Source organism: Pseudomonas resinovorans NBRC 106553 (assembly GCF_000412695.1).
Classification (GTDB): domain Bacteria; phylum Pseudomonadota; class Gammaproteobacteria; order Pseudomonadales; family Pseudomonadaceae; genus Metapseudomonas; species Metapseudomonas resinovorans_A.
Map to the genome: position 1 here is coordinate 3,491,816 of NC_021499.1, position 16,072 is coordinate 3,507,887.

Annotated in this window: 17 protein-coding genes; 5 read left to right on the plus strand and 12 right to left on the minus strand. The window is 65.5% G+C overall.

The genetic code is table 11. The annotated features are described in order from the left end of the window. Nucleotides 1–46: 46 nt before the first annotated feature. The 5 genes from PCA10_RS15670 (at nt 47) to PCA10_RS15690 (ending at nt 4,611) form a co-directional block, all read left to right on the plus strand. On the plus strand, nt 47–601 hold the full coding sequence (locus tag PCA10_RS15670) for a hypothetical protein (protein WP_016493042.1): 555 nt from the start codon (nt 47–49) through the stop codon (nt 599–601). A gap of 337 nt (nt 602–938) precedes the next feature. Further along, nucleotides 939–2,720 (plus strand): multicopper oxidase family protein, encoded by a 1,782-nt coding sequence (locus PCA10_RS15675; protein ID WP_016493043.1) that lies wholly within the window; start codon nt 939–941, stop codon nt 2,718–2,720. Between the two features lie 20 nt (nt 2,721–2,740). Then, nucleotides 2,741–3,382, plus strand: a complete 642-nt coding sequence (locus tag PCA10_RS15680; RefSeq protein ID WP_016493044.1) for an SCO family protein — start codon at nt 2,741–2,743, stop codon at nt 3,380–3,382. A gap of 103 nt (nt 3,383–3,485) precedes the next feature. Further along, entirely contained in the window at nt 3,486–3,668 is a 183-nt protein-coding gene (locus tag PCA10_RS15685) for a hypothetical protein (RefSeq protein WP_016493045.1), read from the plus strand. A gap of 403 nt (nt 3,669–4,071) precedes the next feature. After that, entirely contained in the window at nt 4,072–4,611 is a 540-nt protein-coding gene (locus tag PCA10_RS15690) for a hypothetical protein (RefSeq protein ID WP_041770789.1), read from the plus strand. 172 nt (nt 4,612–4,783) lie between these two features. Here the strand turns inward: PCA10_RS15690 and PCA10_RS15695 are convergent, their stop codons facing one another. The 12 genes from PCA10_RS15695 to PCA10_RS15750 all read right to left on the minus strand — a co-directional run bounded on the left by PCA10_RS15695 (nt 4,784) and on the right by PCA10_RS15750 (nt 16,071). Beyond that, nucleotides 4,784–5,713, minus strand: coding sequence for a LysR family transcriptional regulator (locus tag PCA10_RS15695; protein WP_016493047.1), 930 nt, complete (start codon nt 5,711–5,713; stop codon nt 4,784–4,786). A gap of 96 nt (nt 5,714–5,809) precedes the next feature. Beyond that, complete coding sequence (locus tag PCA10_RS15700) at nt 5,810–6,826, minus strand: branched-chain amino acid ABC transporter permease (RefSeq protein WP_016493048.1); 1,017 nt, start codon at nt 6,824–6,826, stop codon at nt 5,810–5,812. Next, a complete protein-coding gene (locus PCA10_RS15705; RefSeq protein ID WP_016493049.1) occupies nt 6,826–7,689 on the minus strand; it encodes a branched-chain amino acid ABC transporter permease in 864 nt (287 codons plus the stop codon). The genes PCA10_RS15700 and PCA10_RS15705 overlap by 1 nt, the downstream gene beginning before the upstream one ends. Before the next feature lie 2 nt (nt 7,690–7,691). After that, on the minus strand, nt 7,692–8,393 hold the full coding sequence (locus PCA10_RS15710) for an ABC transporter ATP-binding protein (protein WP_016493050.1): 702 nt from the start codon (nt 8,391–8,393) through the stop codon (nt 7,692–7,694). A gap of 4 nt (nt 8,394–8,397) precedes the next feature. Then, entirely contained in the window at nt 8,398–9,120 is a 723-nt protein-coding gene (locus tag PCA10_RS15715; RefSeq protein ID WP_016493051.1) for an ABC transporter ATP-binding protein, read from the minus strand. Between the two features lie 84 nt (nt 9,121–9,204). Then, the gene (locus PCA10_RS15720) at nt 9,205–10,515 is read right to left on the minus strand and encodes an ABC transporter substrate-binding protein (protein WP_016493052.1); all 1,311 of its coding nucleotides are present in this window, start codon (nt 10,513–10,515) and stop codon (nt 9,205–9,207) included. Nucleotides 10,516–10,590: 75 nt separating this feature from the next. Continuing rightward, nucleotides 10,591–11,940 carry an outer membrane beta-barrel protein gene (locus PCA10_RS15725; protein ID WP_016493053.1) on the minus strand — a complete coding sequence of 450 codons (1,350 nt, stop codon included), beginning with the start codon at nt 11,938–11,940 and terminating at the stop codon, nt 10,591–10,593. Between the two features lie 405 nt (nt 11,941–12,345). Then, nucleotides 12,346–13,230 (minus strand): LysR family transcriptional regulator, encoded by an 885-nt coding sequence (locus tag PCA10_RS15730; protein WP_016493054.1) that lies wholly within the window; start codon nt 13,228–13,230, stop codon nt 12,346–12,348. Nucleotides 13,231–13,422: 192 nt separating this feature from the next. Continuing rightward, nucleotides 13,423–13,737 carry a Rieske (2Fe-2S) protein gene (locus PCA10_RS15735; RefSeq protein WP_016493055.1) on the minus strand — a complete coding sequence of 105 codons (315 nt, stop codon included), beginning with the start codon at nt 13,735–13,737 and terminating at the stop codon, nt 13,423–13,425. Continuing rightward, nucleotides 13,734–14,045, minus strand: a complete 312-nt coding sequence (locus PCA10_RS15740) for a YciI family protein (RefSeq protein ID WP_016493056.1) — start codon at nt 14,043–14,045, stop codon at nt 13,734–13,736. Before PCA10_RS15740 ends, PCA10_RS15735 begins: the two co-directional genes overlap by 4 nt. After that, on the minus strand, nt 14,042–14,917 hold the full coding sequence (locus PCA10_RS15745; RefSeq protein WP_016493057.1) for an intradiol ring-cleavage dioxygenase: 876 nt from the start codon (nt 14,915–14,917) through the stop codon (nt 14,042–14,044). Before PCA10_RS15745 ends, PCA10_RS15740 begins: the two co-directional genes overlap by 4 nt. An 86-nt stretch (nt 14,918–15,003) precedes the next feature. Next, nucleotides 15,004–16,071: a maleylacetate reductase gene (locus tag PCA10_RS15750; protein ID WP_016493058.1), complete on the minus strand. Its 1,068-nt coding sequence runs from the start codon at nt 16,069–16,071 to the stop codon at nt 15,004–15,006. Nucleotide 16,072 lies beyond the last annotated feature (1 nt).

Sequence of the window (16,072 nt, forward strand, 5' to 3'; positions counted from 1 at the left end):
GTCCCCAGGCAGATTCTCTGCTTCACATTCCTGGGGAGGACCTCCGATGAACCACAAGAAGAACCTGATCAAACCCCTGGCCGCAGCCTTGCTGGCCGCTACCCTCGGTGCCTGCGCCGTGCAAGCTCCGGCGCCCGCCAAGGCGGTTTCGCTGGATAACGAGGACTGGTACCAGATCCGTACCGAGAAAGAGCTGTTCGTCTTCGACGACTACGCCACCTACCGTGAATTCCTCAAAAGCGGCGCCGCCCCGGTGACGCAGAAGACCGGCAAGCAGGACGGCTTCGGTCGCGAAATCGTCCTGGTACTCAAGGCCGCCGACCAGGGCAAGGACAGCAAGACTCTCTCCGCCCAGCGCTTCATCGACGTCAGCCTGCCGCCTGCCCAGCCGTTCTACGGCGAACTGCGCGACGAAGAGGGGATCATCTACGTGTTCAGCCGCTACGGCGACATGATGGACATGTACAAGATCGGCGAGCCGACCTTCAGCTACGTCGACATCGGTGGCGGCCCCGACGGCCAGCGCGTGGTCTACGTCCTGACCAAGGAAGAGCCCAAGCCGGTCGCCCAGATCGCCCTGTTCCACGACAAGTACAAGTGATGTTTCGGGAGACGGCCCCCGGCCGTCTCCACTCCCGCCAGAACCGCTCTACCGCCTGCCCTCCAATCCCTGCCGCCGGTCTTTGAGACACATCTTGTAACACTCACCGCCATGCCTAGAGCCAGAAGCCACTGGCCAGCATTACTGTCGTTTTTTTGGCTTCCCCCTGATTGCACTCACTAAATGAGAAGTCTTTAGTCGGCTTATTGGCGCTTTGGCCGCGCGAGCAGATTCATTGGCGGTCAGCACCCTCGTGCAAACGGATGGGGAAAAACGAGCCTTGGAGCATTGCATCCATGGCGGGCCGTTGCGCGAATTCGTGGTGGGGAGGTGGAGCATGTCCATGAAAGGCAAGAACCCGGAGAAAACCAAAAACAAGAAAGACAGGTTGGCAGATGAAACCCGGCGCGACTTCCTCAAGCTTTCCGCTGCCGCGGTGGCCGCACCTGCCCTTCTAAGAGCCCCGGAAAGCGAGGCGGCTGCACCTATCCTTCCGCCCAGCCCGGCAACGGTGCCCTGGGTGATGCAACTGCCCAACCAGATCGTTCCCGCGGCCAGCGTGGCGACCCTGACCCCCGCCCCCACCGAGCTGGCCAACGTCGCGGGCGGCGAAGCCGGCAGGCCCGCCCACCAGCGCTGGGCCACCTTCCGCCCCAACGCCGAGTACTACGAACTGCGCGCCACGGAGAGCCCGAGCTGGGTGTTCAACCCGGCCTATCCACCACAAAAGGTCTGGACCTATCGCGCCGCCAACACCCCGGCTAACGAATTCAACGCCACGGTGATGTCGCACTACGGCCACCCGGTGATCTGCCGCATCCACAACGACCTGCCGGCCAACCACACTGGCTTCGGCACCCCGGAGATTTCCACCCACCTGCACAACCTTCACTGTGGCTCGGAAAGCGACGGCTTCCCCGGCGACTACTACAGCGCCACCAAGGCCGGCCCCACCCTGACCGCCAAGGGCAGGTTCAAGGACCACCTCTACCCCAATGTCTACGCGGGCTTCGAGAATCTCCAGAACAATATCGGCGACTACCGCGAAGCGCTGGGCACGCTCTTCTATCACGACCACACCCTCGACTTCACATCACCCAACCTCTACCGGGGACTGGTGGGCTTCTATCTGCTCTACGACCACATCGACTCCGGCAACGAGGCTGACCCGACCCCGGGTGCGCTGCGCCTGCCCAGCCACCCGTACGACTACCCCCTGTCATTCGCCGATCGCCGCTTCGATGCCGCCGGCAAGCTGTACTACGACGAGATCAACCCCGAAGGGGTGCTGGGCGACAAGGTGACGGTCAACGGCATGATCGAGCCGGTGCTCAAGGTGGCCGCGCGGCGCTACCGCTTCCGCCTGCTGAATGCCGGGCCGAGCCTGTTCTATGCGTTCTCCCTGGTGAACCCGAACAACGTGAAGCAGAACTTCACCTACATCGGCAACGACGGCAACCTGCTGCCCAAGCCGCTGCTCAACCAGCAGTCGATCACCCTGGGCGTGGCCGAGCGCGCCGACATAGTCGTGGACTTTTCCAAGTACGTGATCGGCACCACCCTTTACCTGGTCAACCGCATGCGCCAGGAGGAAACGCGCGGGCCCAAGGACATCAAGGAACCCGGCGTACGGGTGCTGAAGATAGTGGTCGATCGCTGGCCGACCGCCCAGGACCTCAGCCAGGTGCCGGCCAACCTGCGCCCCCTGCCACCACTGGACCCGGCCGAAGTGGCGGCCGCGCCGGTGCGGCGCTTCGTGTTCGAGCGCAGCAACAACATGTGGGCCATCAACGGCCAGTTCGTCAACGTCACCGCCCCGCGCTTCAAGGTTCCCAAGGGGCGCGGGGAGATCTGGGAGCTGGTCAACATCGACAATGGCTGGTCACACCCCATCCATATCCACTTCGAGGAAGGTCGAATCATTTCGCGAATGCGCAATGGCGTGCAGCTGCCCATCCCGGCCCATGAAGTCGGACGCAAGGACGTCTACGTGATCAACAAGAACGAGACGATTCGCGTGTTCATCCGCTTCCGGGACTACGTCGGCAAGTACGTGATGCACTGCCACAACCTGATCCACGAAGACCACGCGATGATGCTGCGCTTCGACATCGAATAGAGGCCGCGGGAGGACTTTCCATGAACACACGAAGAAACCTCATTGGCGGTCTTGGTGTCGGCCTGCTCGGCCTGACCGCCCTCGGCGGGCTCGGCGTTGCCGCCGAACGCCAGGTGAAACCCCGCGAGGGCAACGCCCGATTCCCCAACCCGACCCTCGTCACCCACCAGGGCCGCAAGGTCCGCTTCATGGATGACCTGATCGGCGGCAAGGTGGTGGTGCTCAACATGATGTACGCCAGTTGCGGCCGTAACTGCCCCACCGCCACCGCCAACCTGCGCAAGGTCCAGCAGATGCTCGGCGAGCGCGTTGGCCGTGACGTCTTCATGTACTCCATCACCCTGCAACCGGAGCTGGACCAGCCCCACCACCTGCAGGAGTACGTCGACAAGTTCCACATCGGCCCCGGCTGGGAGTACCTCACCGGCGACCCGCAGGACATCCTCGACCTGCGCTATGCGCTGGGCTTCTATGACGTGGACCCCTTGATCGACGGCAACCAGCTGACCCATACCGGCATGCTGCGCATCGGCTACGAGCCCATTGGCCGCTGGACCATGGCTCCGGCGCTGACCGATCCGGAGCACATCTTCTCGGCGATCAATCATGTGGACCCGCGTATCGAACTGGTGGGCCATGGCATGGAAAGCCAGCGCGCCTGACCGTCGACCTGCGGGCCGCCCGGGAGGTCGGCCCGCAGCAGTTGGTGTATGATGCGCGCCTCCGGCCCGCTCGCGGGCCAGCCCCGCACAGAGCAGAAACAGCATGACCAGCCAAGACCTCGATCAGGCCGAAGCCCAGCCCCAGGAAACCCCGGCAGCGGAAGAAGCGACCGCCAAGCCAAAAAAACAGAACATCCCATGGCACCAGACTCTCAAGGGCCATGATCGCGGCCAACGCCCCGGTCCGGCGCCGCGTGGCTCGCGCCGCTCCATGGGCAAGCGCTGACCCAGGCATCCGCCAACATCCAGCGCCAGCCGGGCCATAGGCCCGGCCTGCCATTCCAGGCACCCTCCTCCTCCTCGCCTGTCCCCAGGCCCGCCCTGCTGGCCCTCAGCATCCGCTTCCCCTCTAGATCAAGCCTTTCAGGCCGGCAACGACCAGTCTGCTCAGACAAAGCCAGCCTATACATCTACTAAATTGATTATTCCATTCTAGAGAAAAGGCCTTTCCACTTTAGGTAATTACTCTCTAGAAAGTTACATAACTGCTTGTTTTATATAGATCTAATGCAACTATCATTAACGTCGATGGCAACCATCATCGTTGATCACTTCTTCATCGAAATCACATCAGTAACATGGGCCCCGTAGACGAATTCCAACCCCCCTTCTTCGCCGAGGTGTCCAAAATGAAAAAGCAAATCCTTGCCAGCCTGATCTTCGCCAGCCTGTCCGCCTCGGCTTTCGCCCTGTCCGTTGCCGAGGGTGGTTCCGACCGCACCAGCATCCACCGCGTCGCTGAAGGCGGTTCCGATCGCGCCATCCACCGCATCGCCGAAAATGGCGCCGACCGCTCCCAGTCGCTGCGTGTCGCTGAAGGCGGCTCCGATCGCACCAAGGCCTTCGATGTCGCCGAAGGTGGTTCCGACCGCACCAAGGCCTTCGACGTCGCCGAAGGTGGTTCCGACCGCACCAAGGCTTTCGATGTCGCCGAAGGTGGTTCCGACCGCACCAAGGCCTTCGACGTAGCCGAAGGTGGTTCCGACCGCACCAAGGCCTTCGATGTCGCCGAAGGTGGTTCTGACCGCACCAAAGCCTTCGACGTAGCCGAAGGTGGTTCTGACCGCACCAAGGCCTTCGATGTCGCCGAAGGTGGTTCCGACCGCACCAAGGCTTTCGATGTAGCTGAAGGTGGTGCCGACCGCACTGGTGCCAACCGTATCAGCTGATCCCGGAGCACTTCAGAGGCAGGCAATCACGATGTATGCATTCCCTGAAAGGCAGAAGGCGCCCACTGTGGCGCCTTCTTTCATTTCCGGAGTCTGCTCGGTGCGCATGGCGCACCCTACCCAACTCGCCCCGTAGGGTGCGCCGCGCGCACCGCTTCGCTTACCTGCCTGATCAAGGCTGCACCCACCCCCGCTCCAACAACGGCCGGTCCCAGGCCGGTTCATCGCTGATGCGCTCCACCAGGAAGTCGATCAGGGTGCGCACCTTCAGCGCCCTGCGCTGGGTCGCCGGGTAGACCGCCGAGAAGTTGAACGACGTCAGGGAATAATCGCCCAGCACCGGCACCAGTCGGCCGGCCAGCAGGTCGTCGCTGGCCGCCAGGGTCGGCAGGCAGACCACGCAGGCGCCGGTCAGGGCGTAATCCCGGAGCAGGTGCACGGAGTTGGAACGCACCTGGCCGGCGAGGTTGAGCTCCACCTGCTCAATGCCGTTGAACAGCCACTTGTTGCGCGACGGATAGCCCTCGTACAGTGCCACCTTGTGCCCCTGCAGGTCCGCCGGAACACTGGGCGCACCATGCCGTTCCAGGTACTCGGGCGACGCACAGAACAGCCGCCGAACGGAGAACAGCTTGCGCTCGATGAGCGATTCGGCCAGCGGCGGGAACATCTGGAAGGCCACATCGAAACCTTCCTCGATCGGGTCCACCACCCGGTCGTTCACGATCACGTCCACTTCTATGTCCGGGTACAGCCCGGTGAACTCCGCCAGCAGGGCGCCGAAATGGCCGATGGCGAAGCCCGGCAGCATCTGCACCCGCAGCTTGCCGGTGGGCTTGGCGCGTAGGTCGCGCATCTGCTCGGTGAGGCTGTTGAAGCTCGCCACCATGTCGGCGCATTCCTTGTAGTAGGTCTCCCCCACTTCCGACAGCCGCACATGGCGAGTGCTGCGGTGGAACAGCGGCGCGCTGATGTAGTCCTCCAGTTGCTGGATGCGATGGCTGACCACCGAGCGGGTCACCCCCAGTTGCTGGGCGGCGCGGGCGAAGTTGCCGGTTTCCGCGACGCGGACGAAGGCTTCGATGCTGAGCAGGCGGTCCATATGGGTATCCGGTGTCCGTTGTCCTGGTAGGAGCGAATTTATTCGCGAATGGGCTGCAACGCAGCCCTCTGACGCCTATCGCGAATGAATTCGCTCCTACAACGAGGTCAACCTCCGCTGCATCGGGAACAGCTGCCAGCCGAACCGTTCGCTCACCAGCCCCCAGACGCCCTGGGGCGCCTTGAGCATCATCAATACCGCCACGGCGCCGAGGATGATCATGTACAGCGCGCCGAACTCGGCGAAGCAGCTGCGCAGGATGAAGTAGATCAGGGTGCCGATCAGCGGCCCTTCCAGGGTGCCGATGCCGCCGATGATGACGATGAAGATCACCGCCGCGGTCCAGTCCTGCACGCTGAAGGCGGCATCCGGCGAGATGCGCAGCTTCTGCAGGAATATCAGCGCGCCAACCACCCCGGTGCAGCCGGCCGCCAGCACGTAGACCAGCAGCTTGGTGCGGAACACGTTGATGCCGAGGCTCCCCGAGGCCGGCTCGGAATCGCGGATGGCGGTCAGCGCCAGGCCCTGGCGCGAGCGCAGCAGCAGGTACACCACCAGCACCGCACCGACGGCGATAGCCAGGGCGCTGAAGTACATCAGCATCTCGCGGCCGTCGCGGCTGCCACCGATCTGCCGCACGATGGACGCCGGCAGGCTCTGCCCGGAACCGCCGCCGAGGCTGCCGACCTGGGCCAATCCCAGGCGGAACACCTCGGCCACCACCCAGGTGCCGATGGCGAAGTAGGCGCCGCGCAGGCGGAACAGCACCAGCGCCGTCGGCACCGCCAGCAGCGCCACTACCAATCCTGCCAGGAACACCGCCGCCAGCGGTGGCACGCCCAATTGCGAGGCCAGCACGAACAGCAGGTAGCCACCGAGGCCGACGAAGGCCTGCTGCCCTACCGAGACCATGCCGGCGTAGCCCGCCAGCAGGTTCCACATCTGCGCCAGGGCCAGGTAGTAGGCGAACTCCACTACCTGGCGCAGTACCGCGCGGTCGGCCCAGAACGGCAGGGACGCCAGGACCAGCACCAGCACGCCCAGCAGCACCAGGCCGACCTGGCTGCTGCGGGTGGCGCGCTGGACGAGGTAGGCATTGTTCATCGCATTCATCAGTCGACACTCCGGGGGAACAGGCCGCGTGGGCGGAATACCAGGATCAGCAGGAACACCAGGTGGCCGGCGAGGATCTGCCAACCCGGGTCGATGCGCGCACCGATAGCCTGGGCGACGCCGAGGATCACGCCGCCGGCCAGGGTGCCCCAGAGGCTGCCGAGGCCGCCGATGATCACCGCCTCGAAGCCATAGAGCAGCCGCGCCGGGCCGACGCTGGGATCGAAGCTGGTGCGCAGCGCGAGGAACACCCCGGCGATGGACACCACCGCCATCGCCAGGGCCATGGCCAGGCCGAAGATGTGGCGGTTGTCGATGCCCATCAGCTGGGCGGTGTGCTGGTCATCCGAGGTGGCGCGGAAGGCGCGGCCCAGGCTGGTCTTGTAGAACAGCAGCTGCAGGCCGCCGATCACCAGCAGCGCGCTGCCGAACACCATCAACGGCATGACGCCGAGATTGAGTCCGCCAACGGCGACACTGGCCACCTCAAGCTCGCCCTGGGAGAGCTTGCGGCTGTCGGCGCTGAAGAACTCCAGCAGGATGTTCTGCAGGATGATTGACAGGCCGAAGGTCACCAGCAGCGGCGGCAGGATGTCACTGCCGAGGGTGCGGTTGAGTACGTTGCGCTGCAGGGCGTAGCCCAGCGCGAACATCAGCGGCACCACCAGCACCAGGCTGGCGAGCGGCGAGATGCCGAGGGTCTCCACCACCACCAGGGCCAGGTAGGAGGCCAGCACGATGAAGTCGCCGTGGGCGATGTTGACCAGGCGCATGATGCCGAACATCAGCGACAGGCCCACCGCGAACAGGGCATAGAGGCCGCCGAGCAACACGCCCTGGGCCAGGGTATCGAGCCATTCCATCGTCATGCCTCCGCCAGGCCGAAATAGGCCGCCTTGATCTGTTCCTTGCTCGCCTCGGCCGGTGTGCCGGAGAGGGAAACCCGGCCTTCCTGGAAGCAGTAGAAGCGGTCGGCCACCGCCAGGGCCTGGTTGATGTCCTGCTCGACCAGTATCACCGCCGTGCCGTCGGCCTTGATCGATGGCAGCGCGGCATAGATGTCCTTGATGGTGGTGGGCGCCAGGCCCAGGCTGATTTCGTCGCAGAGCAGCAGACCCGGGCTCGACATCAGCGCGCGGCCGATGGCGACCATCTGCTGCTGGCCGCCGGAAAGCGCTGTGCCGGGGCGCTTGCGCAGGTTGGCCAGCACCGGGAACAGGCTGTAGATGCGCTCCAGGTTCCAGGCGCCCTCGCGCTTGCTGTAGGCGCCGATCAGCAGGTTTTCCTCGACGCTCAGCGAGGGGAACAGCTTGCGGCCCTCCGGCACCAGGGCGATGCCGCGCTCCAGCACCCGGTTGGCCGGCAGGTTGCCGATGGCCTCGCCCTTGTAGCGGATGGCGCCCGCGTCATTGCGGATCAGCCCGGCCAACGAGCGCATGAAGGTGGATTTGCCGGCGCCGTTGGAGCCGATGATGGCCAGGGTCTCGACCTCGGCCAGGTCCAGGTCGATGTCGAACAACGCCTGGAAGTCGCCGTAGCCGGCGCGCAACTTGCGGATCTCAAGCATGCCCTCAGCTCCCGATGCCCATGTAGATTTCCTGCACCCTGGGGTTGGCCATCACCGCGCCGGGCTCGCCTTCGTCCAGCTTGCGGCCGAAGTTGATCACCGCCAGGCGACCGACCACCGCCAGCAGGGCGTGGACGATGTGCTCGATCCAGATGATCGCCGTGCCGGAACGATGGATGCCCTGGATGGTGCCCACCAGCGCGTGGCATTCCGGCTCGGTGAGGCCGCCGGCGATCTCGTCGAGCAGCAGCAGTTGCGGCCGGGTAGCCAAGGCGCGGGCCATTTCCAGGCGCTTGCGCTCCAGCAGGGTCAGGGAGCCAGCCAGGACATTGGCCTTCTTCATCAGGCCGGTGAGCTCCAGCACGTGGGCGCACCAGGCATGGCCGTCCTTCTCCGCCTGGCCGGCACCGAAGGTGGCGCCCACCAGCAGGTTCTCGAACACCGTCATCTTCACGAAGGGGTGCGGGATCTGGTGGGAACGGCCGATGCCGCGCCGGCAACGTTTGAACACCGGCTCGCGGGTGACGTCTTCACCCTGGAAGTGGATGCGTCCGCTGTCGGCGGCCACACCGCCGGCGATGAGGTTGAACAGGGTGCTCTTGCCGGCGCCGTTGGGCCCGATGATGCCCAGCGCTTCGCCGGGCGCCAGGGCCAGGCTGAGGTCGTCGGTCACCTTCACCGAGCCGTAGCTCTTGTGCACCTGCTCCAGTACGAGGAGTTGTTGCATGTGTCATTACCTGTATGAAGCCGTAGCCCGGATGCAATCCGGGGAAACCGTGCGCAGGCTCCCGGATTTCATCCGGGCTACGCGCTAGCCGCCGTAGGTGATCGCCTGCATCTCCCCGCCCAGGGGAATCTGCGGCGCGGTCTGGTTGCCGGTGATAACCAGGTCGTAGGTGAAGGGCCCGCCCAGGCGCCACTGGCCGGACACCAGCGGGGTCTTGGCGACGTTCTTCACCGGGCCGTTCTTCCAGCTCACCGGACCGACCACGGTGTTCAGCTCGGTCTTCAGCAACGCGTCGCGGGTGGCCTCGGGATTACCCACCTCCTCGGTGCGCTGGAGAATGTCCACCGCCAGCTCGAACAGCGCATGGACGAAGCCCAGCGGTTGGGTCCACTGCTTGCCGGTGGCCTGGGTGTAGCGCGCGGCGAGCTGGCCGGCGGACAAGCCGTTGAGGGACGAGCTGAAGGGGTGGCTCGGGCTCCACCAGATTTCCGTGGAGAGGTTGTGCCCGGCCTTGCCCAGGGCCTCCACCGCCGAGGGGAACAGCAGCGCCTTGCCCACCGACAGGGCCTTGGGCTGGAAGCCCTGCTGGCGCGCCTGGGTCCAGAAGGTGGTGAGGTCCGGCGGGATGACCACGCCTGTGACGATCTCCGCCTCGGCCTTCTTGAAGGCGGAAATCTGTGCGGAGAAATCGTCGGTCAGGCTCTGGAAGCGCCCCGGGTCCACCAGCTGGAAGCCCTTCTGTGCCAGCACCGGCGGGAAGCCCAGCTTGCCGTCGCCCCAGGCGTTGCCGTCGCCGTCGTTGGGGAACAGGCCGCCGATCACCTTGTTGCCGCCCATGTCGCCCCACATGGCGGTGTAGGCGCCGATCACGTCCTCCAGGCCCCAGAAGAAGTGGTAGGTCCACTGGAAGCCCTCGTCCGGCTTGCCGCCACGGGTGAAGAACCAGGGCTGCCAGGGCGCCACGGTGGAGATGCAAGGGATCTCGTTGATCTCGCACTGGTCCGACACCGGGTTGGTGGTTTCCGGCGTGGAGGACACCAGCATCAGGTCGACGCCGTCTTCCAGGATCAGCTCGTTGGCCACTTCGGCGGCGCGGTTGGGGTTGGACTGGCTGTCCTTGACTATCACCTCCAGGCGGCAGCGCTGGCCGCCGACGGTGATGCTGTTCTTCAGTACCGAGGCGAGGCTCTCGATGATGTAGCCATCGGCGGCGGCGAAGGGTGCCAGCGGGCCGGTCTGCGGGCTGACGTAGCCGATGCGGATGACCTTCTCCGCCGCCAGCAGCGGCCCTGAAGAAAAGCCTGCGAGCAGCGAGCCGCCAGCCACGACGCCGCTCGCCCGCAGGAAATCACGCCGGGAAAGCCCGGCACCGAGGAGTTTCTTGTTGTTGTCCATGACGGATACCTCGAAGGGAGGATGAGGCCCGGCGCGGGCACGCGAGGGCCCGGCCGGGTCGGCAGTTGCTAGGGATCAGAAGAAGACGGTGATGTCGAAGGAACCGATCAGCTGGCGGTCTTCGTTGCCGTCGCCGAAGGCGTCACGACCATTGCCGCTGTGGATGTCGTAGCGCAGCTCGGGGCGCAGGCGGACATTGGGCACCGGGGTCCAGGCCAGGTTGGTGGTGAAGCCGTAGAAGCTGCCCCAGCTCGGGTCGGGGATACCGGTCTGCGGGTCGATGTTGGCCATCACCACATGCACCGGTGCGTCGGTGTAGAACCACTCGGCACGGCTTTTCCACATCAGGTTGTTGCCCAAGCGGTGGTACCAGTTGACGTCGGTGCCGTACCAGTGGGCGTTGCCCTTGTCGGCGAAGGCGGCGAAAGCGGCGTCTTCCTGCTGGCCGTAGTTGAACTCCACGGCGACGCGGTTGCGCTCGTCCAGCACATGGGAAACCGTCAGGTAGCTGGCATAGCGGGTCAGGTTGTCGCCTTTCGTGCCGGCCGGGATCGGCGAGCCACAGGCGCACTCGGCGAAGCTGTCGCCGGCGCCATTGCCATAGATGTTTTCCCAGTCGACCCAGGTGCGGAAATCCGCCGAGCGCCAGCGCAGGTTGGCGATGACATCCAGGTCGCCGTTGGGGTCCTGCATGTTGTTCCAGCCCTGTACCAGGCCCAGCTCGAAGCCGGTCATGCTGCCGCCCTCTTCCTGCGGCAGCTTGAAGGAGTACAGCGCGCCGGTGTGCTTGGCCGGGCCGTGCATGAAGGAGTAGGTGTGGCTGTAGAAGTCCGCCGGCGCCGGGCTACCCAGGGCGAAGCCGATCTCGTTTTCCAGCGGGGCGTGGAACACCCCGAGCATCAGGTTGGAACCGCCGAGCACCGGGAAGTAGAAGTCCAGATAGGCCTGGGCGATGTTGAAGTTCTCGTCGTTGGGGCCGGCGCTGCGGTTCACCCCCAGGTCTTCGTCGAAGCCGTAGGTCTTGAAGAAGCGCGCATCCTTGCCGTACAGGGCGGTGACGTTGAAACCCCAGTCTGCCTGCTCGGGCATCGGGCCCGGGAACGGGCCGACACGACCGACCACGTTGCCCTTGGGTTCCTTCTGGATGGACAGAGCGAACTGGTTGAGGTTGAAGCCTTCGTCGTTGTTGAAGAAGGCCTGCTTGCTCACGTCGTCGCTGCCGTTGTCGTTGTAGGTCCAGCCGGCCTGGGCCCAGCCATGGACCTTGATGCCGTAGTCGCGCTCCAGGCCATCGCCGAAGGCGCTGCGAAACAGCGAGCCGGAAGGACCCGGCTCGGCGGCCTGGGTGAATGCGGGGAACAGCGCGGCGGCCGCCAGGACCGGAGCGAACAGGGTGGACGCGGAAAGATGCTTGCGAGGAATCATGGCAGCTACCTTGTTGTTATTAGTCAGCCTGATGCGGACGCTTCCCACTGGCAGAGCGGGCCTGGCTGTCCGGCTGGATCGCAAGCTACAAGCGCCCCTCCCCGGCAACAATTCCGGTTTCGGCGATATGAGTGTTCGTGCTTCGCGAACAATGCCGCGCACCCGGTGCTAGAGCGGTCGGCGCGGGAATGGCGGGATACGGGATGGGCGGTTATCGGACGGAATTGTGGCGTGGCAGTGGTATGCCGCCACACGTAGGTTGTGGCTGAGCGAAGCGAAGCCCAACATCCGCACCCCGCCACCCAACGTTGGGCCGCGCTGCGCTTGGCCCAACCTACGTCGAGGCCAGTAGCGCGGATTTCATTCGGGCCAGGATTTGCCAGGCGCCATGCCGGGTCGCCCCCATCAAGTGGAGAAGCGCTGCACCAGGAAGTCGATCAGGGCCCGTACCTTGGCCGGCAGGCGGCGCCCCGGCGGGCAAACGGCGTAGATCTGCGAGCTGGGCAGCGGATAGTCCCGCAGCACCTCCACCAGCCGGCCGCTGGCGAGGCTTTCTTCCAGCAGGAAGCGCGGCAGCGACACCAGCCCCAGGCCATCCACCGCCGCCAGCACCAGTACCTCGCCGTTGTTGGCGATCAATCGCGGTCGCACCGCCACCGAGCGCCATTCCTGGCCCATGCGGAACTGCCACTGGTTGCTATTGGCGCGGTTCTTGTAGCCCAGGCACTGGTGCTCGCGCAGGTCGTCCGGCACCTCGGGGGTGCCATGGGCGGCGAGGTAGTCGGGACTGGCGCAGACGGCGTGGGGACAGGGGCCCAACTCGCGGGCCACCAGCGTGGAGTCGGGCAGGCGGCCGATGCGCAGGGTGAGGTCGTAGCCTTCGTTGACCAGGTCCACGTAGCGGTCGCTGAGGTCCAGCTCCACGTCGAGGCCGGGATGGGCGCGCATGAACTCGTTGAGCGCCGGAGACAGGTGTTTCAGCCCGAAGGACATGGGTGCGGCGAGGCGCAAACGGCCACGCAGCTCGGTCTGCAGGCTGCGGGTGGCTTCTTCGGCCTCGGCCAGGTCACCCAGGATGCGCTGGGCGCGCTCGAAGTAGTCCAGGCCGGTTTCGGTCAGGCTGAGGCGCCGGGTGGTGCGGTTGAACAGCCGGCACTCCAGGTGCCGCTCCAGCGCGCTCATGCGCCGGCTGACCACCGATTTGACGATGTTCAGCCGCTGCGCCGCCGCCGAGAAGCCACCGGTCTCGACCACGACCACGAATACCCGCATGTCTTCGAACAGGTTCATCGCTTGTTGCCTGTGGGGAACGAGGAGCCGTTATCACAGGTTTAGCGGATTTGGGCATTGGCATTTGTTATGGAGGGGCCGTTCCTTGTAGGGGCGCATTCATTCGCCAAGGGCAGCGTAGCTGCCCCTGGTCGCACTCAGGGCGAACCTTCGGTCCGCTTGGCGATTGAAATCGCCCCTACGACAGGAGCCCTACAACAGCATCACCCTCCGCTCCAGCACCCGCACCGGCACCGCCTCCAACCGGCTGCCGGCACAGGGGCCTTCGATGCAGTGGCCGTCTTCAAAGCGGAACAAGGCGCTGTGGTGGGCGCACATCAGTACCTGGCCGCGATAGGTGGAGAACTCGCCGGGCCGGTAGTCCAGTGGCACCGAGAAATGCGGGCAGCGATTACGGTAGGCCCATACCTCCTCGCCTCGGCGCACCAGCACCAGCGGCGCATCAGCGCCCTCTACCGCCAGGGCGCCGCCGTCGGCGATGGCCTCCAGTGCGCAGAGCGCGGTCATCCGCGCAGCTCCGGATTGCCCAGGCCCCAGTGCCAGGGGCGGATCTCGACATGGGCGAACAGCCCGGCGCGCACATAGGGATCATCACCGAGAAATGCCTGCACATCGCCCAGGCTCATGGCTTCCACCACCAGCAGGGTGCCATTCATGCGGCCATCGTCGCTGTCCAGGGTGGGGCCGCCCAGGCGCACCACCACCCGATGCGGATAGGGGTTGCGCAGGTGCTCGCGATGGGCCGGACGCACCTGGTTGCGCAGGGTCAGTTGGCCTGGCTTGTCGGTGGCGAAGACGGCGAAGTACTGGCTCATGGCGTGGCGCGCTCCAGCACGAAGTCGTAGGTGGCCAGGCGGAAGGCGCCCTCGATGCCGTGGCCGGCCGCCAGCGGATGGCCCGCCTGGCACTGCTGGTAGACCACCTTGAGGGAATCCTTGACGCCGAACACCACGTCCGACTCGAGGTAGGGGTCGTCATGGTTGAACAGGTGGGTGACCAGGGTGCGATGCCCCTCGGCCATGACCATGAAATGCAGGTGCGCCGGACGCCAGGGATGGCGGTCGCTGGCCTGCAGCAGCCGGCCCACCGGGCCGTCGGTGGGAATCGGGTAGCTCACCGGGACTATGGTGCGGATCGCAAAGCGGCCTTCGGCATCGGTGCGATAGCGGCCGCGCAGGTTGGCCAGCGGCTGCTGCGGGTCCTGCCCGGAGTACATGCCGTTCTCGGCGGTCTGCCAGACATCCAGTACGGCGTTGGCGATGAGCTCGCCGGCTGCGTCCAGCACTCGGCCCAGCACCAGGGCAGGCTCGCCCGGGGTACAGGCCATGTTCTCGCCATGGCCACGCTCGGGCATGCCGGCGATGTAGAAGGGGCCGAACACCGTGGTTTCGGTGGCCGCTTCACTGGCGCGATGATTGATGGCATCCACCAGCATGGACAGGCCGATCACATCCGAGAGCAGGATGAATTCCTGGCGCACCGTGCCATCGCAGGTCTTGCCGGTGTCGGTGAGGAAGCGGATGCCCTGCAGCCATTCTTCCTCGGTCAGTTCCACTTCGCTGGCAAAAGCGTGGAGATGGCTCACCAGGCCTTGCACCAGCTGGCGCAGGCGCGGATTGGGGGTATTGGCGAAGGCGGCGACGGCCTGCGCGGAAATGCGGGCTTCATTGGCCGGGATGTTGTTCATCTTGTGGTCCCGTGGGTCGGTTAGTGCGAGCGAAGTGGGATATCCCTCACCCCTAACCCCTCTCCCGGAGGGAGAGGGGAATTGTTCTACGCAGGGGGAAGGCCCTTCCAGGCGCGGAGCAGCATGGCTTCGATGGCGTCCCGCTCGAAGGGGCGTGGGTTGTAGTAGGGGCTGGAACAGGCGATGGCGGCGGCTTCCGCCGGCCCTTCCTCGGGCAGGCCGATCTCGGCCAGGGACGCCGGGATGCCCAGCTTCTGGTTGAGGGCGAACAGCAGCGGCCCCACCTCCTCCGCCTCCTGGCCACCCAAGGCGCGCGCGGCACGGCGCAGCGGCTCGGCGGCGGCCTCGCGGTTGTAGTGCGCGGCATGGGGCAGCACCACCGCGTGGGCCTGGGCATGGGGCAGGTTGAAGGTGCCGCCCAGGGTGTGGCAGAGCTTGTGGTGGATGGCCATGCCCACCGAGCCCAGGCAGATGCCGGCCAGCCAGGCGCCATAGAGCGCGCGGCCGTGGGCTTCGACGTCCGCCGGATTGGCCACCACGGCCGGCAGGGACCCGGCCAGGGCGCGGATGGACTCCTCCGCCATCAGGCCGATGATCGGGTTGGCGTCCTGTGCGTAGAGCGCTTCCACCGCATGGGCCATGGCGTTCATGCCCGAGCAGGCGGAGATCGCCGCCGGCAGGCTGAGGGTCAGCAGCGGGTCGTAGACCACGGTCTTCGGCAACACGCGGAAGTCGCGCCCGGTCTTCTTCAGGCGGTTCTCGGTGAGACCGTAGATGGGGGTCATCTCGGAGCCGGCATAGGTGGTCGGCACCGCCAGGATCGGCAGGCCGGACTCCAGGGCGATGGCCTTGCCCAGTCCAATGGTGGAGCCTCCGCCGATGGCGACGCAGCAGTCGGCATCGAGCCGGCTCGCCTCCACGCGGGCGGCACGGGCCACCTCCACCGGCACATGCATCACCGCCTGGGGGTAAACCCCGGCGGCACGCTCGCCGAGGATGGCCGCCACCCGTTCGCCGAGGTGGCGTTGTTCCGGGGTGGTGAGGATGAGCGCACGGCGGGCGCCGAGCTTGTCCAGTTCCTCGGCCAGGGATTCCAGCTTGCCCGCGCCGAACACCACGCGGGAAGCCAGGCCTTGGTAGATGAAGGGATTCATG